An 11,495-nucleotide genomic window follows, 5' to 3' on the forward strand; every position below is an offset into this window, starting at 1 on the left:
TCAGTAAGCGGGGCGACCATGGCCGCCCCGCTCGGGTTGTTGCGCTGTTTATTCCTGCGGCGCCTCTTCGGCGGCGCCGGCGTCATCATCTGCCGCCTCTACCGCATCGAGTTCGACGCCCTCTGCGCCCTCCTCGCCTTCGAGCAACTCCTCGAGGTCTTCGGATGGCTCCTGGATCCGTTCAAGGCCCACCAGGGTCTCGTCGCTGGCCAGTTTGATCAGGGTCACGCCCTGGGTGTTACGACCCAGGCTGGAGACTTCGCCAACACGGGTGCGGACCAGCGTGCCCTGGTCGGAGATGAGCATGATCTCTTCACCTTCCTGCACCTGGATCGCGCCGATCAGCAGGCCGTTACGGCCCTTGGTGCCCATGGCAATGACGCCCTGACCACCACGACCGCGCCGTGGGAACTTGGACAGCGGGGTACGCTTGCCGAAGCCACGCTCGGAGGCGGTGAGGATCTGCGCACCAGACTCGGGGATCAGCATCGAGATGATCCGCTGGCCTTTGCCCAGCTTCATGCCGCGCACACCGCGAGCGGTACGGCCCATTTCACGCACGACGCTTTCAGCGAAGCGGATGACCTTGCCGGCGTCGGAGAACATCATGACTTCCTTGGCGCCATCGGTGATGGCGGCGGCAATCAGGGTGTCGCCTTCTTTCAGCTTCAGCGCAATCAGGCCGCTGGTACGTGGACGCGCAAACTGCGCCAACGGGGTCTTCTTGACGGTACCGGACGCCGTCGCCATGAAGATATAGGCACCGGTAGGCTCTGCAGCCCACTCGGCAGTATCGCCGTCTTCTTCGTCGACTTCTTCGGCTTCGACCAACTCACCTTCGAGCACGGTGTCGTCGCCGTCCTCCAGTTCCTCATCGACATCGGCGCTCTGTTGCAGGGCTTCGAGGTCGATCTGCAGCATGGCGGTAATGCGTTCGCCGTCTTCCAGCGGCAGCAGGTTGACCAGCGGACGGCCACGGGCAGCGCGCGAGGCTTCCGGGATGTCGTAGGTTTTCAGCCAGTACACCTTGCCCTTGCTGGAGAACAGCAACAGGGTGGCGTGGCTGTTGGCAACCAGCAGGTGTTCGATGTAGTCCTCGTCCTTGACGCCGGACGCCGACTTGCCCTTGCCGCCACGGCGCTGGGCCTGGTACGCGGTCAATGGCTGGGTCTTGGCGTAGCCGCCGTGGGAGATGGTCACCACGCGCTCTTCTTCCGGGATCATGTCGCCGTAGCTGAGGTCGTGACGGGCATCGAGGATCTCGGTGCGGCGCACGTCGCCATATTCGGCGCGGATCGCTTCGAGTTCTTCGCGGATCACTTCCATCAGGCGCTCAGCGCTGCTGAGGATGCGGATCAGCTCACCGATCTGCTCGAGAATCTCCTGGTACTCGGCCAGCAGCTTCTCGTGCTCAAGGCCGGTCAGGCGGTGCAGACGCAGGTCAAGAATCGCCTGGGCCTGCTCTGGCGACAGGAAGTACTTGCCATCGCGCATGCCGTACTGGGCATCGAGGTTTTCCGGGCGGCACGAGTCGGCGCCTGCGCGCTCGACCATGACCTGCACCGCGCTCGATTCCCACGGCATCGCAACCAGGGCTTCCTTGGCTTCGGACGGGGTCGGCGAGGCCTTGATCAGGGCGATGACCGGGTCGATGTTGGACAGCGCGACGGCCTGGCCTTCAAGGATGTGGCCACGTTCACGGGCCTTGCGCAGTTCGAATACGGTACGACGAGTCACCACTTCACGGCGGTGACGGACGAACGCTTCGAGCAGGTCCTTGAGGTTGAGCAGGCGCGGACGACCGTCGATCAGGGCGACGATGTTGATGCCGAACACGCTCTGCAGCTGGGTCTGCTGGTAGAGGTTGTTGAGCACGACCTCAGGCACCTCGCCGCGACGCAGCTCGATGACCACGCGCATACCGTCCTTGTCGGACTCGTCGCGCAGCTCGGTAATGCCTTCGAGCTTCTTCTCTTTGACCAGCTCGGCGATCTTCTCGATCAGGCGAGCCTTGTTCAGCTGGTACGGCAGCTCGGTGATGACGATCTGCTGACGGCCACCGACCTTGTCGATGTCTTCGATCTCGGAGCGGGCGCGCATATAAATGCGGCCACGGCCGGTACGATAGGCCTCGATGATGCCGGAGCGGCCGTTGATCAGGCCGGCAGTCGGGAAGTCCGGGCCAGGGATGAACTGCATCAGCTCATCGATGGTGACTTCCGGATTGTCGATCAGCGCCAGGCAGCCGTCGATGACTTCGCCGAGGTTGTGCGGCGGAATGTTGGTCGCCATGCCCACGGCAATACCGCTGGAACCGTTGACCAGCAGGTTGGGGATGCGCGTTGGCATCACCGCCGGGATCAGCTCGGTGCCGTCGTAGTTGGGTACCCAGTCGACGGTTTCTTTGTGCAGGTCAGCCAGCAACTCGTGCGCCAGCTTGGACATGCGCACTTCGGTGTATCGCATTGCCGCAGCGTTGTCGCCGTCGACCGAACCGAAGTTGCCCTGGCCGTCGACCAGCAGGTAGCGCAGCGAGAATGGCTGGGCCATACGCACGATGGTGTCGTAGACCGCAGTGTCGCCGTGCGGGTGGTACTTACCGATAACGTCACCGACCACACGGGCGGACTTCTTGTACGGTTTGTTCCAGTCGTTGCCCAACTCGCTCATCGCAAACAGAACGCGGCGATGCACGGGCTTCAAGCCGTCACGCGCATCGGGCAGTGCACGCCCGACAATCACGCTCATCGCGTAGTCGAGGTAAGACTGTCTCAGTTCGTCTTCGATATTGACCGGGAGGATTTCTTTGGCCAGTTCGCCCATGAGAAGCCTGATTCCTTTTTCTGGTGAAACCTCGTCCAAGTCCCCAGAGGACGAACGAAGCTCGTCGCCGCAGCGCACAGTGGTGCGACGACTTACGACAAATCAATAGGTTGTGCCTTGGATCTGCGCAATGAAGACCGCATAAACGGGCGGCCTTGGAAACTGCCGGATGGTACCACAAAAATGCATCAGGCTTAAGCCTCAAGCTGCAACAACAAGCAGCGCTGCCGAGCAACGGCAGCTTTGCCCTGACAGCTGCGCCCTGCACGGCGCGCAGGCGCTCAATGCAGGCGCTTGCGGCACATCAACTGGGCGATCTTGGCGGTGTCCGGGCGCTCTACCACGCCTTTTTCGGTCACGATCACATCAACCAGGTCAGCCGGGGTCACGTCGAACACCGAATTGAACACCTCGACCTGTGCGGCAACCCGATTGCCGGCAACGTCCAGCAGCTCGTCTGCTTCGCGCTCTTCCAGCGGGATATCGTCACCGGTTGCCAGGTTCAGGTCGATGCTGGTGCTTGGCGCCACCACCATGAAGCGCACGCCGTGGTGCATGGCCGCTACCGCCAGTTGGTAGGTGCCGATCTTGGCCGCGACATCGCCGTTGGCCGCGATGCAATCAGCGCCCACCACCACCCAGGTGATGCCCTTGACCTTCATCAGGTGGGCCATGGCCGAGTCCGCGCAGACGGTTACTGGTACGCCCTCCTCGGCCAGCTCCCAGGCGGTCAGGCGCGAGCCTTGCAGCCAGGGCCGGGTTTCGCCGACGTAAATCCGCTCGACCATGCCCTCAAGGTAAGCTGCACGCAGCACGCCCAGCGCGGTACCGAAGCCACCACCGCCCAACGCCCCGGCATTGCCGTGGGTCAGCATGGTCTGCTCGTTGCCTTGCTGGCGGCGGATCAGCTCGATGCCGTACTGAGCCATGGTCAGGTTGGCTTCGCGGTCGCTGTCGTGGATGGCGATGGCCTCGGCTTCCATGGCCGCCAGCAGGTTTTCGTTGGGGCGCAGGCGCTGCAAGCGGTCACGCATGCGGTTGAGCGCCGAGAACAGATTGGCCGCAGTAGGCCGCGCTTCGGCCAGGTCAAGAAAGTCTTCTTCGATCGACTCTTCCCAGTCGCCCTTCTCGGCAAGCCGGGCACGCAGCGCCAGGACCAGCCCGTAAGCGGCGCTGATGCCGATGGCGGGCGCACCGCGCACCGCCATCGAGCGGATCGCGCTCACTACCTGAGACACGTCGGTACAGGCCAGCCAGCGCTCTTGCGCCGGCAACAGGCGCTGGTCGAGCAGATGCAGGGTGCCGTCACGCCACTGAATGCCGGTCACCTTCTCTGCCGCCAAAAGTCGCTCGCGCATCGCCTCTCCCCGTGCTTTGCTGATCAAAAGCCGGCGATTATAGCGAGCCTCAGCCGCGGGCGCTCGGGTATACTGCGCGATCCGCCCAAACCCTTCAGGTAGCCGCCGCATGCCGACCTCCGCAGCCCCCCTCGACCTGCTCCTGGTACCGACCTGGCTGGTGCCTGTGGAGCCCGCCGGAGTGGTGTTCGAAGGGCATGCACTGGGCCTGCGCGACGGCTTGATCGCCTGGCTCGGACCCCGCGAACGCGCGCCGGCGGCGCTGCAGGTGCGCGAGTTGCCCGACTGCCTGCTGTGCCCAGGCCTGATCAACGCCCACGGCCATGCCGCCATGAGCCTGTTCCGCGGCCTGGCCGACGACCTGCCACTGATGACCTGGCTGCGCGAGCACATCTGGCCGGCCGAGTGGCGCTGGGTCGACCCGGGCTTTGTCCGCGACGGCACCGACCTGGCCATCGCCGAGCAGCTCAAGGGCGGCATCACCTGCTTTGCCGACATGTACTTCTATCCGCGCGAAGCCTGCGAGCAGGTCGAGCAGAGCGGCATCCGCGCCCAGGTAGCGGTGCCGCTGCTGGACTTCCCGATCCCCGGCGCGGCCACCGCAGACGACACCCTGCATCAGGCCATCGAATTGTTTGGCGAACTGCGCCACCACCCGCGCATCACCATCGCCCTCGGCCCCCACGCGCCGTATACGGTCGGTGACGAGACGCTGGAGAAGATCCGCGTGATCGCCGATCAGCTCGATGCGCCGCTGCACATGCACATCCACGAGACCGCCAGCGAAGTCGAGCAGGCCGTTGCCGAGCACGGCGAGCGGCCGCTGGCCAGGCTGGCGCGGCTTGGCCTGCTGGGCCCGAGCCTGCAGGCGGTGCACATGACCCAGATCAGCGACGACGACCTGGCCCTGCTGGTAGAAAGCAACACCAGCGTGATCCACTGCCCGGAATCCAACCTGAAACTGGCCAGCGGCTTCTGCCCGGTTGAGCGTTTGTGGCAGGCCGGGGTCAATGTCGCTATAGGCACCGATGGCGCGGCCAGCAACAACGACCTCGACCTGCTCGGCGAGACCCGCACCGCCGCCCTGCTGGCGAAAGCCGTGGCCGGCTCGGCGGCGGCACTGGACGCCCATCGAGCCTTGCGCATGGCGACACTCAATGGCGCCCGCGCCCTGGGTCTGGACGCACAGATCGGCTCGCTGGAGCTGGGCAAGGCCGCCGACCTGGTGGCGTTCGACTTGTCTGGCCTGGCCCAGCAGCCGGTGCACGACCCTGTGTCACAATTGATCTATGCCACCAGCCGCGACTGCGCGCGGCATGTCTGGGTTGCCGGCGAGCAACTGCTCGAAGAGCGCCGCCTGACCCGTATGGACGAGGCAGCGCTGACCGCCATGGCCCGCGCCTGGGGCGCGCGCATCGCAGGCAAGGAATGACCACGCGCCAGCTGCGGCTGGCGCTTAGTGACACCTTTTATTCAAGTTTCAGAGGATCTGTTCAATGAGCAACGTCGACCACGCCGAAATCGCCAAGTTCGAGGCCCTCGCCCACCGCTGGTGGGACCGCGAAAGCGAGTTCAAACCTCTGCACGACATCAACCCGCTGCGGGTCAACTGGATTGACGAGCGCGTCAGCCTGGCCGGCAAGAAGGTGCTCGATGTCGGCTGCGGCGGTGGCATCCTCAGCGAAGCGATGGCGCAACGCGGCGCCACCGTGACCGGCATCGACATGGGTGAAGCGCCGCTGGCGGTCGCCCGCCTGCACCAGCTCGAGTCGGGCGTCGAGGTCGAGTATCGGCAGATCACCGCCGAGGCCCTGGCCGAAGAAATGCCCGAGCAGTTCGACGTGGTCACCTGCCTTGAGATGCTCGAGCACGTGCCTGACCCGTCATCGGTGATCCGCGCCTGCTACCGCATGCTCAAGCCGGGCGGCCAGGTGTTCTTCTCGACCATCAACCGCAACCCCAAGGCCTACCTGCTGGCGATCATCGGTGCCGAGTACATCCTCAAGATGCTGCCGCGCGGCACCCATGACTTCAAGAAATTCATCCGCCCGTCCGAGCTGGGCGCCTGGAGCCGGGTTGCCGGGCTTGAAGTCAAAGACATCATCGGCCTGACCTACAACCCGCTGACCAAGCACTACAAGCTGAGCAGCGACGTCGACGTCAACTACATGATCCAGACCCTGCGCGAGGTGTAAGCATGCGTTTGCGAGCAGTACTTTTCGACATGGACGGCACTCTACTGGACACCGCGCCAGACTTCATCGCGATCTGCCAGGCGATGCTCGCCGAGCGCGGCATGGCGCCGATCGCCGACAAGCTGATCCGCGACGAGATCTCCGGCGGCGCGCGGGCGATGGTTGCCGCGACCTTTGCCATGAATCCTGAAGACGAAGGCTTCGAGGCATTGCGCCTGGAGTTTCTCGAGCGCTACCAGCGTGACTGTGCAGTGCACAGCAAGCTGTTCGAGGGCATGCCCGAGCTGCTCGACGATATCGAAAAAGGCGGCCTGATCTGGGGCGTGGTGACCAACAAGCCGGTGCGCTTCGCCGAGCCGATCATGCAGCGCCTGGGCCTGGCCGAGCGCTCCGCGTTGTTGATCTGCCCGGACCATGTAAAGAACAGCAAGCCTGACCCCGAGCCGCTGATCCTGGCCTGCAAGACCCTGGATCTGGACCCGGCCAGCGTGCTGTTCGTCGGTGACGACCTGCGCGATATCGAGTCCGGCCGCGACGCCGGGACCCGTACCGCAGCGGTGCGCTATGGCTATATTCATCCGCAGGACAACCCCAACAACTGGGGTGCAGATGTGGTGGTGGACCACCCGCTGGAGCTGCGCAAGGTGCTCGACAGCGCGCTGTGCGGCTGCTGATCAATCGCTTGAGGCGCGCCCGCCGCGCCCTGGCTTGCAAAGGATAGACCTATGTTCGATTACACCGCCCGCCCTGGCCTGCTCGCTGGCCGAGTGATCATGGTGACTGGCGCCGGCCGCGGCATTGGCGCTGCGGCGGCCAAGGCCTACGCCGCGCTTGGCGCGACCGTGCTGCTGCTGGGCAAGACCGAAGCCAACCTCAATGAGGTCTATGACGAGATCGAAGCCGCCGGCCACCCGCAGCCGGTGGTGATCCCGTTCAACCTGGAAACCGCCCTGGCGCATCAGTATGACGAGCTGGCCGTGATGATCGAGAACGACTTCGGTCGGCTTGACGGGCTGCTCAACAACGCTTCGATCATTGGCCCGCGCACGCCGGTGGAGCAACTCTCGGGCGACAACTTCATGCGCGTGATGCACATCAACGTGAATGCCACGTTCATGCTCACCAGCACGTTGTTGCCGCTGCTGAAGTTGTCCGAGGATGCGTCGGTGGTGTTCACCTCCAGCAGCGTCGGGCGCAAGGGCCGGGCTTACTGGGGCGCCTATGGTGTGTCGAAATTCGCTACCGAGGGCTTGATGCAGACCCTGGCCGACGAGCTGGAAGGCGTGGCACCGGTGCGCTCCAACAGCATCAACCCGGGCGCGACCCGCACCGCCATGCGTGCGGCGGCGTATCCGAGCGAGAATCCGCAGGATAACCCGCTGCCTGAGGAGATCATGCCGGTGTACGTGTATTTGATGGGGCCGGATAGCAAGGCGGTGAATGGGCAGGCGTTTAACGCCCAGTAACGGTGGCGCAGTCCTAACGCCGTCTCTGTAGGAGCGGCCTTGTGTCGCGAAAGGGTCGCGCAGCGGCCCCCCAATTGCAGCTCCGCCGCCGACATTGCTGGGCCAGCTACGCTGGCCTTTCGCGACACAAGGCCGCTCCTACAGGGGGACCGCGCATGTGGGTAATGCGCGGTCCTGTACCGCGATCAACCGGCCGCCAAACCCAACCGCGTACGCCCCGCCTGGCGCTGTTCCAGCTGCATGCAGCGCTCGAGGAACAGGTACATGCAGTCGTAGCTCTTGCACACGGCCTTGCGCAACTCGGCGCGCAACAACGGCGTCGGACTCTCCCCTACCAGTGTGCAGATGATCTCCAGCGCCTCCCAAGGATGCGCATCGTCATACTGGGCATGCATCTTCAGCCACTTCATGGCGCGCTTGCGGGTCTCTTCCGGGAAGCCTTCGGCATACGCGCCATCCGCACAGACAACCGCCGACCATTCGCCGGTAGCGCCTTCAATCGCATAGTTGGTGGCCGCCATGGCAATCGCCAGCGACTCGGTCGAGCACACCCGCCAGCACCAGTCATTCAAGCCATTGAGCTCGGCCGGCACTTCCTGCGCCTGCAGATCACCCAGGGTCACACCGTGGGCATGGCACCAGTGCACCCAGTAGTCAGCATGGTTGAGTTCGACGCGGATATTGCGCATCAGCCAGCGCCGGGCCATGTCCTCGCCAGGGTGGCGGGCAAAGCGGGTCTTGGTCAGGTTGTGCGCCATGTACAGGGAAAACTGCTCGACCACCGGCCAGCCGCCAATCAGATACTGGCGAATGGTCGCCTGACGCAGCTCACCATCGCGCAAGCGCTGGTAGAACTCGTGCTCGACTACTCGGCGCTTGCTCTCGCGGCAGTCTTCAATCATTTGTTGCGCCCACTGCGGGTAGCTGGCGGGATCCATCAGCGGCCCAATCCGAACGAATGCGTCACTCACTGTCAGCTCCTTGATTCCTTGTGATTTAGCCGTCCACTCTCAGCGAAACGTCCCTGGCGCGCGCTGCAGCAAAGGCCGTGCTGCAATTCGTTGGCGTTGCAGGCTGTCGCAGGTAAACACCTGCGGCCGCTCGATCAGGTAGCCCTGGGCGTAGTCCACGCCGATTTCCTGCAGGGCCTGCTCGATCAACGGCGTTTCAACAAATTCGGCAATGGTGCGTTTGCCCATGACGTGGCCGATGTGGTTGATCACCTCAACCATAGCGCGATTAATCGGATCATCCAGCATGTCTTTTACAAAACTTCCGTCTATCTTCAGGTAGTCCACCGGCAAATGCTTCAAATAAGCGAATGACGACATTCCGGCGCAAAAGTCATCCAGCGAGAACTTGCAGCCCAGCCCTTTCAATTCATTGATGAAGCGAATGGCACTGCCCAGGTTGGCAATGGCGCTGGTTTCGGTAATTTCGAAGCAAATCATCCGTGGCGGGATTTCAAACTCGCTGAACAGCCGTTGCAAATAATCGAGAAATTTATCGTCGCCGATGCTCGAACCGGACAGATTGATCGCTACCAGCGCCAACGGCCCCGGACGCCCCTCGTTCAGGCACTGGCGGATAACCTGGAATACGTTGCGCACCACCCAACGATCCAGCGCGGTCATCAAGCCGTAACGCTCGGCGGCGGGGATGAAGCTGTCGGGCAGAATGGTCCGCCCGCTTTCGTCGTGCAGACGCAGCAGGATCTCGATATGCCCCGGCCCTTCCTGGTCACTGAGGGCGGCAATCTCCTGGGCGTACAAGCAGAAGCGGTTTTCCTCGAGCGCCACATGCAGACGCTGAATCCAGGCCATTTCACCAAAGCGCATGGACAGCTCGCTGTCGTCGGCGTGGTACACCTGGACCCGATTGCGCCCCTTCTCCTTGGCCATGTAGCAGGCCATGTCGGCAGCGCGCAGAGAGGCCTCAAGGGTGCCGGGCGCTTGCGCCATGCTCACCAGGCCAATGCTCACAGTGGTAATGAACGGCCGCCCCTTCCAGACAAAATGCAGGCTCTGCACCGCCTGGCGCAGCTGCTCGGCGATGCGCTCGGCCTGCTCCTGCGGGCAGTTCTCGAGCAGCACGCCAAATTCGTCTCCCCCCAGCCGCGCCAGGGTGTCGCCCTCGCGCAGGCCGGACTGCAGCACCGCGCAGATGTGGCGCAGCAGCTCGTCGCCGGCGGCGTGGCCACAGGTGTCGTTGACCAGCTTGAACTGGTCCAGATCGAGGAACATCAACGCATGCCGGCCAGGCTGACGCGCCAGGCCGTTGAGCGCCTGTTCGAGGCGGTATTCAAATTCGCGGCGGTTGGCCAGCCCGGTCAGGGCGTCATGGGTGGCCTGCCACGACAGGTTGGCGATGTACTGCCGCTCCTGGGTCATGTCGTGCAGCACCAGAACAATGCCAGTTGCCTGGCCATCGCTGAGGATCGGTGAGCCCACCAGGTTGACTGAAACCGTGCTGCCATCCAGGCGCTGGATCAACCGTGCATGCTCGGCGCCACCGCGCAGGCTGCCGGCCAGCACCTGCTCGACCAAGGTGCGCGCGTCTTCGTCGCTGTGCTCGTCGAGCAGGCTGAACAGCGCCGACAACGGTAGCCCTTGAGCTGATGCGGCTTGCCAGTGGGTCAGTTGCTCGGCGGCGGCGTTCATGTAAAGGATATTGCCGTCGACGTCGGTGGTGATCACCGCATCGCCAATCGAGGCCAGGGTGATCTGCGCACGGTCCTTTTCGGCCTGCAGTGCGCTGGCAAACGCCTGGCGTTGGGACAGCAACTTGCTCGAACGGCGCCAGGCCATGGTGATCAGAAAGATCGCCGTCAGCAGGTTGCTGATCAGCAGCACCTTGAGCAGCACCCGCGAACCTTCGCCGAGGGCGTCGCTGAAGGCTTTGGCAGCGGGGGTCACGCCTTCATTGATGGTGGCGATGCGCGCCTTCCACTCATTGACCTGCTCCAGGGTGGGCTGGCCGCTGCTGAAGCTGCTGTGGATTTCGGCGGCGAGCAGGTCGAGCTGGCGCAGGTAGTCGTCGCCGATATCCCAATAGGCGATGGCCTTCTGCATAAAGCTGATGTTACGAAAGTAGCTGTAGAACCAGATGATCCGGCTGACGTCTTCAGGGTGGTTGCCGCCCTGCAGGATGCCGGCCCGAGCGGCAGCGTAGTCGGGCGTGGGCTGGTCCAGCGCGATGCGCAGTTCGTGATCGCCCTGGGGCACGGCGATGGCTTGGTGAAAACGCTGCAGAAAGCGCGGTTCAGGCCGCTCGGCGTACAGGTTGAGGTAATAGATGGCGTCTTTCTGCGCTTTCGACCAAAGGCTCTCGCCGGCGACATAGGCACGCACGGCCGAAAGCGTGTACAGGCTCAGACCGGCCAGCAAGACCTGCAGGATCACCACGGCGACAAACGGCCAGATGATACCCAGCAGCCTAGGCGCTTGATGAATATGAGTTCCCTTCATGGAGTCCCTGTCACGGCGGCAGATAAAGCACTAATCAAACCAGACAAGCACAGCGTAGGCGAGAAAACGCTACTAGCTACCAGATGTATCTGCAAAAACTCTGCAGGTTCTGCGTAGTGCCAGTCAGCTAAGCCAATTGGGGCCGCTTTGCGGCCCTTCGCGGGTGAACCCGCTCCCACAGGTACA

General features: G+C 63.4%; 8 protein-coding genes. 4 read left to right on the plus strand and 4 right to left on the minus strand.

What is annotated here, in order from left to right; all coding sequences use genetic code 11:
* Positions 1-48 precede the first annotated feature (48 nt).
* Together gyrA and mtnA are read right to left on the minus strand one after the other, a co-directional pair.
* Positions 49-2,823, minus strand: coding sequence for a DNA gyrase subunit A (gyrA, locus tag ACQZ2L_RS21355; RefSeq protein ID WP_150571400.1), 2,775 nt, complete (start codon positions 2,821-2,823; stop codon positions 49-51).
* Between the two features lie 281 nt (positions 2,824-3,104).
* Entirely contained in the window at positions 3,105-4,181 is a 1,077-nt protein-coding gene (gene mtnA / locus ACQZ2L_RS21360) for an S-methyl-5-thioribose-1-phosphate isomerase (protein WP_430327741.1), read from the minus strand.
* A 109-nt stretch (positions 4,182-4,290) separates the two neighbouring features.
* Between mtnA and ACQZ2L_RS21365 the strand changes: the two genes are divergently transcribed.
* The 4 genes from ACQZ2L_RS21365 to ACQZ2L_RS21380 all read left to right on the plus strand — a co-directional run bounded on the left by ACQZ2L_RS21365 (position 4,291) and on the right by ACQZ2L_RS21380 (position 7,842).
* Positions 4,291-5,613 carry a TRZ/ATZ family hydrolase gene (locus tag ACQZ2L_RS21365; protein WP_430327742.1) on the plus strand — a complete coding sequence of 441 codons (1,323 nt, stop codon included), beginning with the start codon at positions 4,291-4,293 and terminating at the stop codon, positions 5,611-5,613.
* Between the two features lie 64 nt (positions 5,614-5,677).
* On the plus strand, positions 5,678-6,376 hold the full coding sequence (gene ubiG, locus ACQZ2L_RS21370; RefSeq protein ID WP_430327743.1) for a bifunctional 2-polyprenyl-6-hydroxyphenol methylase/3-demethylubiquinol 3-O-methyltransferase UbiG: 699 nt from the start codon (positions 5,678-5,680) through the stop codon (positions 6,374-6,376).
* Positions 6,377-6,378: 2 nt separating this feature from the next.
* The gene (mupP, locus tag ACQZ2L_RS21375; RefSeq protein ID WP_101321658.1) at positions 6,379-7,050 is read left to right on the plus strand and encodes an N-acetylmuramic acid 6-phosphate phosphatase MupP; all 672 of its coding nucleotides are present in this window, start codon (positions 6,379-6,381) and stop codon (positions 7,048-7,050) included.
* Between the two features lie 51 nt (positions 7,051-7,101).
* Positions 7,102-7,842, plus strand: coding sequence for a YciK family oxidoreductase (locus ACQZ2L_RS21380; protein ID WP_101321659.1), 741 nt, complete (start codon positions 7,102-7,104; stop codon positions 7,840-7,842).
* A gap of 185 nt (positions 7,843-8,027) precedes the next feature.
* Here the strand turns inward: ACQZ2L_RS21380 and ACQZ2L_RS21385 are convergent, their stop codons facing one another.
* Positions 8,028-8,813 carry a TenA family transcriptional regulator gene (locus ACQZ2L_RS21385; RefSeq protein ID WP_430327744.1) on the minus strand — a complete coding sequence of 262 codons (786 nt, stop codon included), beginning with the start codon at positions 8,811-8,813 and terminating at the stop codon, positions 8,028-8,030.
* Between the two features lie 39 nt (positions 8,814-8,852).
* Positions 8,853-11,309, minus strand: coding sequence for an EAL domain-containing protein (locus ACQZ2L_RS21390; RefSeq protein ID WP_430327745.1), 2,457 nt, complete (start codon positions 11,307-11,309; stop codon positions 8,853-8,855).
* Positions 11,310-11,495: the final 186 nt, after the last annotated feature.

Origin of the sequence: Pseudomonas shirazensis, assembly GCF_050496565.1 — a bacterium.
Classification (GTDB): domain Bacteria; phylum Pseudomonadota; class Gammaproteobacteria; order Pseudomonadales; family Pseudomonadaceae; genus Aquipseudomonas; species Aquipseudomonas shirazensis_A.

Bases quoted from the DNA above. Each gene is read 5' to 3' on its own strand.
- ubiG (WP_430327743.1), top strand. From the start codon at position 5,678: ATGAGCAACGTCGACCACGCCGAAATCGCCAAGTTCGAGGCCCTCGCC.
- ACQZ2L_RS21365 (WP_430327742.1), top strand. From the start codon at position 4,291: ATGCCGACCTCCGCAGCCCCCCTCGACCTGCTCCTGGTACCGACCTGG.
- mupP (WP_101321658.1), top strand. From the start codon at position 6,379: ATGCGTTTGCGAGCAGTACTTTTCGACATGGACGGCACTCTACTGGAC.
- gyrA (WP_150571400.1), bottom strand. From the start codon at position 2,823: ATGGGCGAACTGGCCAAAGAAATCCTCCCGGTCAATATCGAAGACGAA.
- mtnA (WP_430327741.1), bottom strand. From the start codon at position 4,181: ATGCGCGAGCGACTTTTGGCGGCAGAGAAGGTGACCGGCATTCAGTGG.
- ACQZ2L_RS21380 (WP_101321659.1), top strand. From the start codon at position 7,102: ATGTTCGATTACACCGCCCGCCCTGGCCTGCTCGCTGGCCGAGTGATC.
- ACQZ2L_RS21390 (WP_430327745.1), bottom strand. From the start codon at position 11,309: ATGAAGGGAACTCATATTCATCAAGCGCCTAGGCTGCTGGGTATCATC.